General features: G+C 71.2%; 12 protein-coding genes, 1 other RNA gene and 1 pseudogene. 4 read left to right on the forward strand and 10 right to left on the reverse strand.

The genetic code is table 11. The annotated features are described in order from the left end of the window. Nucleotides 1–279, forward strand: a pseudogene (locus ACGFR9_RS34340) (hypothetical protein); the annotation flags it as partial. Nucleotides 280–336: 57 nt separating this feature from the next. Here the strand turns inward: ACGFR9_RS34340 and ACGFR9_RS34345 are convergent. The 4 genes from ACGFR9_RS34345 to ACGFR9_RS34360 form a co-directional block, all read right to left on the reverse strand. Further along, nucleotides 337–1,626 carry an acyltransferase gene (locus tag ACGFR9_RS34345; protein WP_393216689.1) on the reverse strand — a complete coding sequence of 430 codons (1,290 nt, stop codon included), beginning with the start codon at nucleotides 1,624–1,626 and terminating at the stop codon, nucleotides 337–339. Continuing rightward, nucleotides 1,623–3,821, reverse strand: coding sequence for a polysaccharide deacetylase family protein (locus tag ACGFR9_RS34350; protein ID WP_393216691.1), 2,199 nt, complete (start codon nucleotides 3,819–3,821; stop codon nucleotides 1,623–1,625). Before ACGFR9_RS34350 ends, ACGFR9_RS34345 begins: the two co-directional genes overlap by 4 nt. After that, nucleotides 3,821–5,446, reverse strand: coding sequence for a hypothetical protein (locus ACGFR9_RS34355; protein ID WP_393216693.1), 1,626 nt, complete (start codon nucleotides 5,444–5,446; stop codon nucleotides 3,821–3,823). The genes ACGFR9_RS34350 and ACGFR9_RS34355 overlap by 1 nt, the downstream gene beginning before the upstream one ends. A gap of 177 nt (nucleotides 5,447–5,623) precedes the next feature. Further along, nucleotides 5,624–6,586, reverse strand: a complete 963-nt coding sequence (locus tag ACGFR9_RS34360; RefSeq protein WP_393216695.1) for a LysR family transcriptional regulator — start codon at nucleotides 6,584–6,586, stop codon at nucleotides 5,624–5,626. Nucleotides 6,587–6,669: 83 nt separating this feature from the next. Between ACGFR9_RS34360 and ACGFR9_RS34365 the strand changes: the two genes are divergently transcribed. Both ACGFR9_RS34365 and ACGFR9_RS34370 read left to right on the forward strand, forming a co-directional pair. Then, nucleotides 6,670–8,061 (forward strand): MFS transporter, encoded by a 1,392-nt coding sequence (locus ACGFR9_RS34365; RefSeq protein WP_393216697.1) that lies wholly within the window; start codon nucleotides 6,670–6,672, stop codon nucleotides 8,059–8,061. A 90-nt stretch (nucleotides 8,062–8,151) separates the two neighbouring features. Beyond that, nucleotides 8,152–9,159 (forward strand): LacI family DNA-binding transcriptional regulator, encoded by a 1,008-nt coding sequence (locus ACGFR9_RS34370; protein WP_393216699.1) that lies wholly within the window; start codon nucleotides 8,152–8,154, stop codon nucleotides 9,157–9,159. A gap of 94 nt (nucleotides 9,160–9,253) precedes the next feature. On the opposite strand, the gene ssrA is transcribed toward ACGFR9_RS34370, so the two are convergent. The 5 genes from ssrA to ftsE all read right to left on the reverse strand — a co-directional run bounded on the left by ssrA (nucleotide 9,254) and on the right by ftsE (nucleotide 13,175). Then, nucleotides 9,254–9,657: a transfer-messenger RNA gene (gene ssrA / locus ACGFR9_RS34375) on the reverse strand. Nucleotides 9,658–9,777: 120 nt separating this feature from the next. Beyond that, nucleotides 9,778–10,257, reverse strand: a complete 480-nt coding sequence (gene smpB, locus ACGFR9_RS34380) for an SsrA-binding protein SmpB (RefSeq protein WP_393216701.1) — start codon at nucleotides 10,255–10,257, stop codon at nucleotides 9,778–9,780. Nucleotides 10,258–10,316: 59 nt separating this feature from the next. Next, nucleotides 10,317–11,471 carry a S41 family peptidase gene (locus ACGFR9_RS34385; protein ID WP_393216703.1) on the reverse strand — a complete coding sequence of 385 codons (1,155 nt, stop codon included), beginning with the start codon at nucleotides 11,469–11,471 and terminating at the stop codon, nucleotides 10,317–10,319. A gap of 67 nt (nucleotides 11,472–11,538) precedes the next feature. Then, nucleotides 11,539–12,456, reverse strand: a complete 918-nt coding sequence (gene ftsX / locus ACGFR9_RS34390) for a permease-like cell division protein FtsX (protein WP_393216705.1) — start codon at nucleotides 12,454–12,456, stop codon at nucleotides 11,539–11,541. 29 nt (nucleotides 12,457–12,485) lie between these two features. After that, nucleotides 12,486–13,175 carry a cell division ATP-binding protein FtsE gene (gene ftsE, locus ACGFR9_RS34395; RefSeq protein WP_030224873.1) on the reverse strand — a complete coding sequence of 230 codons (690 nt, stop codon included), beginning with the start codon at nucleotides 13,173–13,175 and terminating at the stop codon, nucleotides 12,486–12,488. Between the two features lie 263 nt (nucleotides 13,176–13,438). Here ftsE and ACGFR9_RS34400 point away from each other — a divergent pair, with 263 nt between their 5' ends. Further along, entirely contained in the window at nucleotides 13,439–13,630 is a 192-nt protein-coding gene (locus ACGFR9_RS34400) for a hypothetical protein (RefSeq protein ID WP_030224875.1), read from the forward strand. A gap of 85 nt (nucleotides 13,631–13,715) precedes the next feature. Here ACGFR9_RS34400 and ACGFR9_RS34405 read toward each other — a convergent pair whose 3' ends face one another. Beyond that, nucleotides 13,716–14,429 carry an LPXTG cell wall anchor domain-containing protein gene (locus ACGFR9_RS34405; protein ID WP_393216707.1) on the reverse strand — a complete coding sequence of 238 codons (714 nt, stop codon included), beginning with the start codon at nucleotides 14,427–14,429 and terminating at the stop codon, nucleotides 13,716–13,718. Between the last annotated feature and the right edge of the window lie 295 nt (nucleotides 14,430–14,724).

Here is a 14,724-nt window from a genome sequence, read left to right on the forward strand (position 1 = left end):
GCCGCAGGCGGTGGAACCGACCTGACCTCCCTGGCCTCCGCCGCGAACTCCGCCGACGGCGTCGACGCCGTCTACGGCGCCTCCGGCTGGGGCAGCTCCAACATCTACCTCCTCATCGGCACCCCCGACGCCAACGGCGACGCGATCCCCGACATCTGGACCGTGCGCACCGACGGGACCGTACGGTTCTACGCGGGCGGCAGGACCGTCCTGTCCGGATCCGGCACGGAGATCATCGGGACGGCCTCCTACTGGAAGACACGTATCGCCATCGGCTGAGCGGAACGGGTGAGGGCCGCCGGAGTGTTCTTCGGCGGCCCTCACCCGTTTGTCGCGTCAGCCCCGGTGCGAGCCGGTGGCCGGCTGGGGGCGCTTGGTCCTGGCGCCGTTCGGCCACAGGCGTGGCCTGCGTTTGGCGCCGAGGTCCTCGACCCAGCCCACGGTGAGGATCATCAGGCCGATGAGCGGCCAGACCAGGGCGAACGTCCAGAGGGTGTACGTGCTGTCCAGGGCGGACGCCGCCTTCTCGCTCTGCATGAACGGGAGGCGGTACAGCAGGTCGATGATCGGGAAAGTCGCCATGATCATCATGTTGTGCCACAGGTAGATGGTGACGGCCCGGTTGTTGGACAGGGTCACCAGCTTGTCCCAGTTCGCCAGGCGGCCCGGGAGTTCACTCCAGGACGGGGAGTACTGGAGCAGGATCACCACGAAACCGAACGACCAGGCGGCGTCGGCCATCGGGATGTCGTTGAGGTCCCAGCCCGAGGAGCCGAGGTGGTTCGAGGCCCACCACAGGCCGAAGGCCATCACCAGGGTCGCGCAGGAGACGGTGACGTAGCGCGGGATCCGCTTCAGCATGCCGTCGTGATGGGCGAAGCCCAGGATCCAGCAGCCGCCGTAGACCGCGAAGTCCGTGACCGCGTTGCCCAGTTCGCCGGGGATGGTGACCAGGCCGGTGCCGACGATCGCCGTCAGGCCGAGCGGCGCGAGCAGCGTCGGCCAGGGGGCCCGCCGGAACAGCCAGAGCAGCAGCGGCGACGCGAAGACGAACCACAGGTAGGCGCGCAGGTACCACAGCGGCCCGACCGTCTCCTCCGCCCAGGTGCTCTCCAGCGGGCCGATGACTCCGGCGTCCACCGGATAGGGCGGGGCGCCGAACGGGAAGACGTAGTTGACCAGGCTGACCAGACCCCAGACGCCGTCCTGGTCCGGGTCCTTCGAGGGGCTCCAGTGGGTCAGGAACAGCAGGACCAGGACGACGGCCCCGAACGCCCACATCGGCGGCAGCAGCCGGCGGACCCGCCCGCGGATCACGCCCCACGCCGGACGCTTCAGCGAGCGTGCCATCAGCGAGCCGGCCAGGGCGAACATCACGCCCATCGACGGGAACAGCACCGACAGCCAGGCCCAGCCGAACAGGTGGTAGACCACGACGCGGACCAGGGCGACGGAGCGCAGCAGGTCGAGGTAGCGGTCGCGGCCCGGCTTCCCTGGCGCCGGGGCGGGTGCGGGTTCGGGGGGAGGCTCGGTCGTGTGCTGCCGCGGGACGTCGGCGTACGGCGTGCCGTACGGTCCTGCCGGTTCCGGGCTCGTGCCCGTACCGGTCGTGTATCCGTGGGTCATGCCACGGGCCTCCGATCATCGCTGCGCCGGTTCTGGCTCGGCACCCCGTCGGCGACGGGTGCTCCGACCACGCCGGTGCGCCGCAGTTTCTGCCAGCGCAGCCGGCCGCCGGTGAGCGCGGTGATCCAGGACTGGAGCAGCACGACGTACATGAGCTGGCGGTACAGGATCTGCTGCAGCGGCAGCGAGATCAGATGGGTCATGCGTTCGCGGTCGAGGCGGAAGGCGTACGCCGCGCAGACCGCCTGGATGGCCAGGACGCCCAGCCAGGCCACGATCGTCTTCTGGGTCGGGCCGAAGACGATGCCGTAGAGGAGGAAGACGTCGATGAGCGGGGCGAGGAGCGGGGCCACCACCATGAACAGGGAGACGAAGGGCAGCCCCACGCGGCCGAAGCGGCCCGAGGGGCCCTTCTCGATCAGGGAGCGGCGGTGCTTCCAGATCGCCTGCATGGTGCCGTACGACCAGCGGTAGCGCTGGGACCACAGCTGCTGGACGGTCTCCGGCGCCTCGGTCCACGCGCGGGCGTTCTCGGCGTAGACGACCCGCCAGCCGGCGCGGTGCAGTGCCATGGTGACGTCGGTGTCCTCGGCGAGGGTGTCCTCGCTCATGCCGCCGATGGGCTCCAGGGCGGAGCGGCGGAAGGCGCCGACCGCGCCGGGGATGGTCGGCATGCAGCCGAGGATGTCGTACATACGGCGGTCGAGGTTGAAGCCCATCACGTACTCGATGTGCTGCCAGGCGCCGATGAGACTGTCCTTGTTGCCGACCTTGGCGTTGCCCGCGACGGCGCCGACCCTCGGGTCGCCGAAGGGCTGGACGAGTTCGCGGACGGTGGACGGCTCGAAGACGGTGTCGCCGTCCATCATCACGACGATGTCGTAGCGGGCGTTGGCCAGGCCCCGGTTGAGGGCGGCCGGCTTACCGGCGTTGAGCTGCCGGATCACCCGTACGTTGGGCAGGCCCATCGCCTCGACGATACGGGCGGTGCCGTCGGTGGAACCGTCGTCGATGACGAGGACCTCGATCGGGTGCTCGCTCGCCATGAGTGAGTTGACGGTGTTCTCGATGCACTTGGCCTCGTTGTACGCCGGCACGAGCACCGTCACCGGTTCGCTGACCGGCGGGCCCCAGCGGAAGTCCTTGCGGCGGACCCGGCGGGCGTGGAAGCCGGAGAGGACGAGCATCAGGACGAAGCGGGCGATGACCAGGGTGCCGATGATCGCGAGGCCGACCACCAGGACGCCGGTGATGTTCTCCGAGGCCTGGACCAGGAAGATCCACGCCTTGCCCTTCCAGAGTTCGGCGCCGGTGACGGGGCTGTGCGCGCTGGGCGCGTCCAGGGCCTCGGTGAGGTTCTCGAACGCGTAGCCCTCGTCCTTCATGTCGGGCAGGAAGGTGTCGAGCGCCGCCACGGTCTGGCTGCGGTCGCCACCGGAGTCGTGCATCAGGACGATGGCGCCCTTGCCGCCGTGCGGTGTGGCGCGGCGGATGATCTCGTGGACACCGGGCCGCTTCCAGTCCTCGCTGTCGGTGTTGTTGACGACGGTGAGGTAGCCGCGGCTGCCGATGTACTGGGTGATCGGCCAGGACTCGTTGTCCATCGCGTCGGCGTACGAGGAGTACGGCGGACGGAAGAGCGAGGTGCGGATGCCGGCCGCACCGGTGATCGCCAGCTGGTTCTGCGACAGCTCCCAGTCGATGCGTCTCTTGGACTGGAGGGAGAGATCGGGGTGGTTGAAGGTGTGCAGGCCGATCTCGTGGCCCTCGTCGACCATGCGCTTGACCAGGTCCGGGTAGCGGGAGGCCATGGTGCCGGTGACGAAGAAGACCGCGTGCGCGTCGTGCTTCTTCAGCACGTCGAGGACCTTCGGGGTCCAGGTGGGGTCCGGGCCGTCGTCGAAGGTGAGGACGAGATGGTGGTCGGGGACGCGCAGGCCCTCGGTGTGTCCCGCGCGGGCGTCGATGACCGGGCCGCCCTCCAGTATCTTCTCCGGCACCTGTGTGGTGGGCGCGGGACTCTGGATGCGGTGGTCGGCGAGGATCTCGCTGTGCACATAGCCGCGCAGCATGAGCATCGCGGCCAGGGCGACCAGGACGAGCACGGGGAGCAGCAGGCGCAAGGGCACACGGCGGCGCGGGGCGCCGTCACGGGCCTGGCGGGTGGCCCTGCGACGGTGGGAACGGGATGCCATCAGACGACGTTCTCCGGGGATGGTGCGGCGGGAGTGGTGGACGTGGCCGGCGGGGCGGCCGAGCCGTCGGAGACGACGACCGGCTGATCGGCGGGCGCACCGGCGACGCGGGGGTCGCTGCCGTCGGCCTCACCGCCGCCGCCCGTGGGAGCGGTCGTCACGGGGTCGGGTTCGTCCGACACCGGCGGGCTCGCGGGCGCCGTGCTCACGGTGTCGCCCGAGGGTGTGGAGGTGGTGTCGCCACCCCCACCGGTGGCCGGCTTTCCGGTGTCGTTCCGCCGGGTCGTCGTGGGTGACGGGTCGACGGATCCGGGCTGGTCCGCGGTGCCGCCCGTCCCGCCGCCCGTCGCGGGCGCGGTGGCGCCGGGAGCGGTGGCGGTGGGGGCGCCGGTGGTCGGCGTGCTGCCGGGAGTCACGCCGGTGCCGGCGCTGGGCGTGGTGTCCGTCTCGGCCGGTTCGGGCGTGGTCTCGACCTGGCCCGCGGGCTTGTCCTCCTGGCCCGGTACGGGCATCCAGGGGGCGTCGGAGTTGCCGGACAGCAGCGTGGCGACCATGACGACGGCGTAACCGGCGCAGGCGAGGCCCACGGCCATGCCGATACGGCGGTAGAGGCGGCTGCGGCGTCCTGACTCGTCGACGAACACGGGTCCGGCCGCGGCCTCCTGCCCTCCGCCCGCCCGGCCCGGGGCTGCCCGGCGGAGCTCCAGGCCCTCCCCTATCTGTACGGAGTCGAGCTGGACGGTGACCTCGTGCGGATCGTGGGTGGCGGCGCCGGAAGCACCGGCGTCCTCCTGCCACGGGTCGCGGACGGTCGCGCGGGAGGCGGGCTTCAGCAGCTCGGTCGGGGCGTCGGTGCCGGTGGTCGCCGGGGAGCCGGGGGCTCCGTCGCCGGTGGCCGGCGGGAAGACGGCGGTCGCGGGGTCGGCCGACGCGGGGCGGGGCCCGCCGGCCGCGGGACGGCCGAGACCGCCCGGGGCGCCGGACGGCCGACGCCCGGTGGGCGGCTGGAAGACGGAGGTCTCGCCCTCGGGAGACCCGGAGCGAGGCCCGCTCGCCGGGCCGGACACGGAACGGCCGACACCGGCCGCGGCACCGGACGACGGGCGCCCGACGACCGGCGGAAAGACGGAGGTCTCGGCCTCGGACGACGCGGGCGGGGAGCCGCTCGCGGGGCTTTTGGACGCGGGACCGCCGCCGGCGGACGCCGGATGCCGGGGCGCCGTGGGGGCGCCGGTCCGGCCGGAGTCGTACGGCGGGCGCGGCCCGCCCTGCCGGTCGCCGGGGTTGCCGCCCGGTTCGCGGGGGACCCGCAGGGCCGTGGTGCGTTCGGCGTCCCAGGGACTCTCCCGCGCGTCCCGGGACGGTGTCGCGGGGCCGCCGGCGGGGGGCTCCGCGCGGTGCGCGCCGGCGTCGGGCAGGACCTGGGTCCTGTCGGCTCCGCTGGGGAAGACTCCGAGGCGGGCCCAGCGGTCCTCGATGGAGTCGGGCCCCGTGCCGGGTCTGACGGGCTTCTCGTTCAGGGGAAGGACCCGAGTCTCCCGCAGGTTCTCGTCCTCGGCGTTGTCGCCGGACGCCCCGACGCCCTCAGGCCGATCCGGTTGGGCGTCTTCTGGCCAATTTCTCACGCGCACGCACTTCCCCCCACAGGACTTACCGGCGCGCACACGACCGAGCCCTCGTCGTCGGACCGGGCCCCCACCCGCTCCGAGCGCCCCGTTTATCACACTGAGCTCGGGCATTGAATGTAGCGCACGCGGAGGTTCTGTGTTTCCGGGGCAGTCATTCGTGTCAGTAGCGAGACATCAGTGGGCTGCCATGGCGACAATATCCGGTTTGGGTATCCATCCGTCCTCGGGCCGCCGCAGCCAGTCCTCCTCGGCGGCGACGAGGGCCGCGGCCCGCCGCAGAGCGTCCAGACCGGGGTGAAGCATCCCTTTCCGCCACACAAGAGACACGGGTGAGAGCGGGACGGGGTCCACCAAAGGGCGTAGAACCGTCGCCGGAAGTGGCGGAAAGTCGACTACGGCAAGGATCGGATGGCGGGTCCTCCTCATGATCCGCTGGAACTCCTCGTCCCCCACGGCCAGCGGAGCGGGTGGCGCGAGGGCGATTCCCCGCCCCTCGAAGAGGGCCCGCGCGAGGTCCGTCCACTCCGGGGTACGGGGGTTGCCGGCGCCCGCGTAGACCGTCTCGCCGGCGAGCGCGGCGAGCGGAACCTCGGGCCGCGCGGCCAGCGGATGGTCCTCGGGCAGGACGACCGCCATCGGCTCGTAGCGCACGGGCCGGTGCTCCAGCCCGGACCGCAGTGCGGGGGCGAGGCCCGCGAAGCGTCCGAACGAGGCGTCGAGCCGCCCCGCGAGCACCTCCCCCGCGGCCCAGGTCAGTCCGCTCTCGTAGCGGGCCATCAGTTCGTGTCCGGGAGCGAGTTCGCGGGCCCGGTGCAGCACCAGACGCGGGGTGAGCAGGCCCGGGGAGTTGAGGTCGACCAGCAGGGGGCGGGCCCGGCCGGCGGCGGCGAGGAGGTCGTCCTGCGCCTGGAGCACCGCGCGGGCGTACGGCAGCAGGCGTTCGCCGTCGGCGGTGAGGGTCACGTGCCGGGTGGTGCGTACGAACAGCTCGCCGCCCAGCTCCCGTTCCAGTCGCCGTACGTCCCTGCTGAGGGCCTGCTGGGCGACGTAGAGGCGGGCGGCGGCACGGGTGAAGTGCAGCTCCTCGGCGACGGTCACGAAGGCACGCAGGAGACGGGGGTCGACGTGGGCGGACATCCCGTGAATTTACAACAGGAGCGCGTCAATCGGCGCCGGGAAGGTGTTGGACCCCGCACGTGAGCGGGGGCGACGGTGGTGTCATGCCGCAATCAACCACCGGGGCCACCCGGAACACACCCCTGTTCACCGTCACCGCCGACACCCTCGTCGCCGTCGACTTCGGCCCGCGCGGGCGCGACAGGCCTCGCGCCGAGGTCCCGCGCGGGCGCGGCGAGCCCCACCCGGAGGACCCGCGCGAGCGGCGCGGACCCCGCGCGCCGGGCCCGTACCGCCGCCTCTTCGCCCTGCCCGGCGCCCGCGCGTTCACCGCCGGGAACCTCATCGCGCGGCTGCCGATGGGCATGTTCAGCGTGAGCGCGGTCGTGATGATCGCCGGGACGCGTGGGTCGTACGCCCTGGCCGGCGCCGTCACCGCGACGGGCCTGGCGGCGACCGCGGTGGTCGCCCCCTGGACCGCCCGCCTGGTCGACCGGTACGGGCAGGCCCGGGTCGCGCTGCCGGCCACGGTGTTCGCCGTGCTCGGCTCCCTCGCGCTGCTGCTGTGCGTACGTCAGGGCGCCCCGGACTGGACCCTGTTCGCCTCCTACGCCGCCACCGCGACCACCCCGAACACCGGCGGGATGTCCCGCGCCCGCTGGACGCATCTGCTGAAGGGGGACGAGAAGGCACTGCACACGGCGAACTCGTTCGAGCAGGCCGCGGACGAGCTGTGCTTCATGCTCGGCCCGGTCCTCGCGGCCTTCCTGTGCGGGACGTTCTTCCCGGAGGCGGGCACGCTCGTGGGCGCCGTACTGCTGCTGACCGGGGTGGCGCTGTTCACCGCCCAGCGGTCGACCGAGCCGCCCGCCGCACGTCGTTCCTCCGCGCGGGCGCCGTTCCGGTCGCCCGGGATGCGGCCGCTGCTCGTGGTCTGTCTCGCGACGGGGGCGGTGTTCGGCTCGCTGGAGGTCGTCACCCTGGCGTTCGCGGACGAGCGGGGGCACCGCACCGCGTCCGGCGCGGTGCTGGCGCTCCAGGCGGCCGGCTCCTGCGCGGCGGGACTGCTGTACGGGGCGATGCGCCCGGCGGGCTCCGCGCGGTCCCGGCTGCCGTGGTGCCTCGCCGCGATGACGGCGCTGATGACGCTGCCACTGCTCGCCGCCGAGGTCACCGGCTCGCTGCTGGTGCTGGCGGGCGCGCTGCTGATCGCCGGGATGGCGACCGCGCCCACCATGGTCACCACCATGACGCTGGTGCAGCGGTACACGCCCGAGGAGCGACTGAACGAGGGCATGACGCTCGCGGTGACCGGTCTGCTCGGCGGCATCGCCTGCGGCAGCGCGGCGGGCGGCTGGACGGTGGAGCACATCGCCGCGACGGCCGGGTACGGGGTTCCGGTGGCCGCGGCCGCGACCGCCCTTCTCGTGTCCCTCTGCACCGTTGTGCCGTTCGGGCCGTCGAACCGCTCCACCGATTGTCTCCCGACCCATTGACGACCACAGGTCCCGCACATACCTTCACCCGTCGAAGCGCTTCGAAACCGCTTTCTGCATCCCCACGGACCATGCAGACGAGGACCCCCGATGGTGAAGATCACGGATGTGGCCCGGCGTGCCGGGGTCTCCCCCAGCACCGTCTCGTACGCGCTCAGCGGCAAGCGGCCCATCTCCGACGCGACCCGGCTGCGCGTCCAGGCGGCCGTCCGCGAACTGGGCTACCGCGCGGACGGAGGCGGCCGGGGCCCGGCCGGCCGCAGATCGAAGGTGCTGGCGCTGGCGGTCCCGATGCGCTCCGGCGTCCATGTGCCGGTGGTGACGCAGTTCGCCGTGTCGGTGGTCACCGCGGCCCGCGCGCACGACCACGACGTCCTGCTGCTCACCCAGGGCGAGGGCGAGGAGGGCCTCGCGAGGGTCGCGGACGCGGGACTCGCGGACGCGGTGATCGTCATGGACGTACAGCTGCAGGATCCGCGGCTGCCGCTGCTGCGCTCGCGGTCCCTGCCCTCCGTGCTGATCGGCGTGCCCGCCGAGCCGGACGGGCTGACCTGTGTCGATCTGGACTTCCGGGCGGCGGGCGAGCTGTGTGTGGACCATCTGGCCCGGCTGGGGCACCGGGCGGTGGCGCTGGTCGGCTCGCCGCCGGAGGTGTACGTACGGCGGACGGCGTTCGCGCGACGGCTGGTGGAGGGGTTCACCGGGGCCGCCGACCGGCACCGGCTCGCCTCGGCCGTGCACCCCTGCGGCACCGGCAGGGAGGCCGCCCGCGCGATCGCCGGGCGGCTGGTGCGGGAGCTGCCCTCGCTGACGGGGGTGGTGGTGCACAACGAGCCGCTGGTCGATCCGCTGATCGACGCCTTCGAGGAACTGGGGCTGAGCGTCCCCGGCGATCTGTCCCTCACGGCCGTCTGCCCGTCGCCCGTCGCCGCGTCGGCCCGTATCCCGGTCACCTCGGTCGCCGTGCCGTCGGCGGAACTGGGCACCCGCGCGGTGCACCTCCTCGTACGGAAGCTGTCCGGTGCCCCCGTGCCGGGGGCCACGCTGCTGCCGCCGCGGCTGACGGAACGGGCCAGCACGGCCCCGCGCGGGGCGTGACGGGGCGGGGTGGGGCGGGTCGGAGGACCGCATGACGGACCGCATGACACAGGCCCCGCCGCTCGAAGCGACGGGGCCTGTGCCCACATGGGATGAGTGGAGATGGCGGGAATCGAACCCGCGTCCAACGGTGCGGAACCAGGGCTTCTCCGTGTGCAGTCGACTGTGCTTTTCTCGGCCCCGGAGATCACGTCGACAAGTCTCCGACGGGCTCAGTCACTGTTAGATTTCCCTCTTCACCCCGTGACCGGGATCAAGGTTTAGTCCCCTAGCTGATGCCAGGATCCGGGTCGGGAACATCCCCGGGCTGACACTCCCTTAAGTAGGGGAGCCGCTGCTCGCTACCTGAAAATCAGGCAGCGAGGGCGAGCTCGCCCTGGGAGACAGATCGCTTGGAATTGGCGATTGTTTTTTTCGGCCTGTGGTTTACGAGATCATGGCCGCTTCCTCGACACGCTTCCCCTGCTTCGACATCCGCTGTCGAAACCGATCATCCCCATGTTGTTTTTTCAAAACCCTCCGAGGAGGGGGCTCGCACCCTCTGTGAGGTGCTGACGCCATCGTACGTGACCAACGCGGGTCGGTGCCAGCGTATTCCCTGGGGCCTCCGGGAGAGCCCTACGCGCGCTGCTTCCTGCGCACCGCGGAGATCGCCCGGTCGGTCTCGCGCCGGTCCTGCTTCTCGCGCAGCGTCTGCCGCTTGTCGTACTCCTTCTTGCCCTTCGCCAGCGCGATCTCGACCTTCGCGCGGCCGTCCTTGAAGTACAGGGCGAGCGGCACGATCGTGTGCCCCGTCTCCTGGGACTTGGAGGCCAGCTTCTCGATCTCCGCGCGGTGCAGCAGCAGCTTCCGCTTGCGCCGTGCGCTGTGGTTGGTCCACGTGCCCTGGCTGTACTCCGGAACATGCACGTTGTGCAGCCACGCCTCGTGGTCGTCCAGCTGGACGAACCCGTCCACCAGCGACGCCCGCCCCTGACGCAGGGACTTCACCTCGGTGCCGGTGAGGACCAGGCCGGCCTCGTAGGTGTCGATGATGAGGTAGTCGTGCCGCGCCTTCTTGTTCTGCGCGATCAGCTTGCGCCCTTTTTCCTTAGCCATAGTGCCGCCCATTTTCGCACTACGGAGGGGTCCGGCGGGAAGCCGATTATCGGGGTTCGCTAACGGCCGAGTCCACTGAGGACCGTTTCCGCGCGCCGGAGGGCATCTCCGTCGGCCTCCAGGTCCGGGGTGAGGCCGTGGCCGTCGACGCCGCGGCCCGAGGGGGTGCGGTAGTGGCCCACGGTCAGCTCGGCCACGGAACCGTCGGGCAGCTCGGTCGGCATCTGGACTGAGCCCTTGCCGAAGGTGCGGGAGCCCACGACGACCGCGCGGCCGCGGTCCTGGAGGGCGCCGGTGAGGAGCTCGGCCGCGCTCATCGTGCCGCCGTCGACGAGCGCGACCAGGGGTCTGGTGGTGTCGCCGCCGGGTTCGGCGTGCAGGGCCCGCTGCTCGCCCTCGACGTCATACGTGGCGACCAGGCCGCCGTCGAGGAAGGCGGAGGCGGCGGTGACGGCCTCGGCGACCAGCCCCCCGGAGTTGCCGCGCAGGTCGAGGACGATGCCGGCGCCGGCCGGGGCCTCGCGTACGGCGGTGCGGACCTCGTCGCCGGAGCCCTTGGTGAAGGCACCCACCTCCACGACCGTGACCCCGGAGGCGAGCTCACGGACGGTGACGGTGTCACGGGACAGCCGGACCCGGCGTACGGTCTCGTGCCACGCGCGTGTGCCGCGCTCCAGACCGAGGCGGACGGTGCTGCCGGCCGACTCGCCCGTCGTCTCGCCGCGCAGTAAGGAGACGACCTCGGTGACCGGCCGCCCGTCGACCTTCTCGCCGTCGACGCTGCGCAGCCGGTCGCCCGCGCGGATGCCGGCGTCGGCGGCGGGCGTGTCGTCGCCCACCTTCGTCACCTCGATCCGGCCCTCCCGCTCGCGGGCCCACAGCCCCACGCCGGTGTAGCGGCCGTCCAGCGTCTCCTCGAACTCCTCGTACTCGCCCGGCGAGTAGACGGCGGCCCAGCGGTCCCCGCTGCGGCTGACGGCGCGCTGGGCGGCCTCCATGGGGGACGTGCCGTCGGCGGCGGCCTCCTCGGCCGCGCGGGCGACGTCATGGCCGACGGGAACGGCCGGAGGGGCCCCGTCCGAACGGGGCTCGCCCCCCGCCTCCGGGAGGCTTCCCGTGGCGGCTCCGGCGACGAGGACGCTCGCGAACACCAAGGTCAGGGCGGCCCCACGGCCGATACGGCGGGGCTGACAGAACAGGGCACGACCTGACATGCCGGTGAGTCTAGGACAACGAGAAGGGGCGCACGGCCGGTTGACCGCACGCCCCTCTTGGCAAGAGTCACACCTTCAGGTACTTGCGCAACGCGAAGAACGCGGCCAGCGCCGGCATCAGGAGACTGGTCGCCAGGATCAGTGGCAGCTTCGTCAGTACGGCGTCCCAGCCGATGAAGTTGATCAGGTTCAGCTTCTCCGACAGGGCCAGGCCGTTGTCGATGATGAAGTACCGGCCCACCACCAGGAACGCGCACGCGAGGATGCCGCCGATGAGTCCGGCTACCGCGGCCTCCATGATGAACGGCGTCTGGATGTAGAAGCCGGACGCGCCGACGAGCCGCATGATGCCGGTCTCACGTCTGCGGCTGAACGCGGACACGCGCACCGTGTTGACGATCAGCATCAGCGCGACGACGAGCATCAGCGCCATCACCGCGAGGGCGGCGACGTTCATGCCCTCCAGCAGCCCGAAGAGGCTCTCCAGGAGGCCCTTCTGGTCCTGCACCGACTGCACGCCGTCCCGCCCGTCGAAGGCGGTCGCGATGACCTGGTACTTCTCCGGGTCCTTCAGCTTGATGCGGTACGACTCCTGCATCTGGTCCGGCGTGAGGGAGCTGGCCAGCGGGGAGTCGCCGAACTGCTCCTTGTAGTGCTTGTACGCCTCGTCCTGCGACTCGTAGACGACCGAGTCGACGACCGACATCTTCTCCAGGTCGGTCTTGATCTGACCCTTCTGATCGTCGGTCACCGCGCCCTTGGCGCAGTTGGGGTCGGACTCGGCGTCCGCCTTGTTGCACAGGAAGACGGAGACGTTGACCTTGTCGTACCAGTAGCCCTTCATCGTGTTCACCTGGTCGTTCATCAGAAGCGAACCACCGAACAGGGCGAGCGACAGGGCGACGGAGACGACGACCGCGAAGGTCATCGTCAGGTTGCGGCGGAGACCCACACCGATCTCCGACAGGACGAACTGGGCGCGCATGGCGTCTGATCAAGCCTTTCCGTGGAGCGTCAGTGCTGGTAGCCGTAGACGCCGCGCGCCTGGTCGCGGACGAGACGGCCCTTCTCCAGCTCGATGACGCGCTTGCGCATCTGGTCCACGATGTTCTGGTCGTGCGTCGCCATCACCACGGTGGTGCCCGTCCGGTTGATCCGGTCGAGCAGCTTCATGATGCCGACGGAGGTCTGCGGGTCGAGGTTGCCGGTCGGCTCGTCGCAGATGAGCAGCTTGGGCCGGTTGACGAAGGCCCGCGCGATGGCCACGCGCTGCTGCTCACCGCCGGAGAGCTCGCCGGGCATCCGGTCCTCCTTGCCACCCAGCCCGACGAGGTCGAGCACCTGGGGCACGGACTTGCGGATCTCGCCGCGCGACTTGCCGATGACCTCCTGCGCGAAGGCGACGTTCTCGGCGACCGTCTTGTTCGGCAGCAGACGGAAGTCCTGGAACACGGTCCCCAGCTGGCGCCTGATCTGCGGCACCTTCCAGTTGGAGACACGGGCGAGGTCCTTGCCCAGAACGTGCACCTGTCCGTGGCTGGCCCGCTCCTCGCGGAGGATCAGCCGCAGGAAGGTGGACTTTCCGGAGCCGGAGGACCCCACGAGGAACACGAACTCGCCCTTCTCCACTTCCAGGGAGACATCCCTGAGTGCAGGACGGTTCTGCTTGGGGTAGGCCTTGGACACGTTGTCGAATCGGATCACGGATGCACCACGGGTAGCCGGGGGTAGATGAGCGTGACCATACGCGACCGGGGCAGTCGAGCGCAGGCGCCGATAGCGGTTGCGTAAGACTTGCGCCCTTTTGTTCTGTGATACCGGGCAGGGCGGCCCCCCTCAGGGGCGCGGGGCCCCCGAGGGGGCGGCCCCGGCGCAGCTTCCGCGGGAACCTGGCAGAGTGGTGGAGGGGAACGTTCACGGGAGCGTGGACGTTGTTCCAGTGGGACCGGTGCGAGGAGGGCGAGCGCATGACGTACGACAGGCTGGTGTGCGCGAACTGCGCCGCGCCCGTGAGCGAGGGCCGGTGCCCGGTGTGCCGTGCGAACCGCGAGCGGCTGCAGCAGGAGAACTTCTTCGCGGGGCTGAACCCCATGACGCTGATCGCCCTGCTGGCGGTGCTGATCGCGGCGGTGGCGCTGCTCGCGCACCAGACCGTCTGACGCGGCAAGGGAAGGGCCCGGAGCGCGGTCGCGCTCCGGGCCCTTCCGTCATCTCACGCTACGGTGCGTGGACGCGCGGCCACCGTCAGGCGGCGGCACCCCCGCGGCCGTTCGCCAGGCGCGGCAGCACCCGGAAGCCGATGCCGCCGGCGATCATCGTGGCGGCGCCGATCAGCAGGAACGTCGTCTCGGTGGCACCGGTCTCGGCGAGTTCCTTGCCGTTGCCCTGGGCCGAGGTGGCCGGGGCGTCGTCGCCGGTGTCGGTGAGGGCCGAGGAGCCCTCGTCCTGCGGCGAGGCACCATTGCCGCCGTCCGGGGTGGTGCCGGGGTCGTCGTCGCCGTTGCCCGGGGTGGTCGGGTTCTCGGTGGGCTCCTCCACGGGGTCCTCACCGCCGGGGTTCTCCCCGCCCGGGTTCTCCCCACCAGGGTTTTCACCGCCGGGGTTCTCCCCGCCCGGGTTCTCCCCACCAGGGTTCTCGCCGCCGGGGTTCTCCCCACCGGGGTTTTCACCGCCGGGGTTCTCCCCGCCCGGGTTCTCCCCGCCCGGGTTCTCCCCACCAGGGTTTTCACCGCCGGGGTTCTCGCCGCCGGGGTTCTCCCCACCGGGGTTCTCTCCACCCTCCCCTTCGCACTCCGGGTCGACCGCAATGTCGCAGCCGGGGTCCGGCTCGTCCGCGACGGTGACACCGATGTTGAGGTCGAGCGCCGAAGCGGCGCCGGCCGCCGACAGCGAGGCCCCGGCCGCGATCACGGCGCCGGCCGCGATCCGAGCGACACGGATCCGCGTCTTCTTGGTCATATGTTTGCTACCCCCAGTAGCTCATCGTCAGTGAGGCGGCGCCCGGGGCCGTGATCAACGGGGGTAACTGCGGTGAAACGCCCCCCGGTTCACATGCGCCCCGGAGATACGCATGCCACGCTTCACCATTCCCATTTTCCAAAAGAACGTCAAGGCCGTTGCGTACGCGATGTCCCGCTACGCGCGCTTTGCGGGAGAAGGAAGCTGTGAGTGTGATGTAAATCCCGGACATCCCCGGCACGAAAAAGGCAACTGCCGTCAAAGTGACGGCAGTTGCCTTGTCGACAAATCGGCG

It is taken from the genome of Streptomyces sp. NPDC048584 (genome assembly GCF_043199595.1).
In the GTDB taxonomy this organism is placed as follows: domain Bacteria; phylum Actinomycetota; class Actinomycetes; order Streptomycetales; family Streptomycetaceae; genus Streptomyces; species Streptomyces edwardsiae.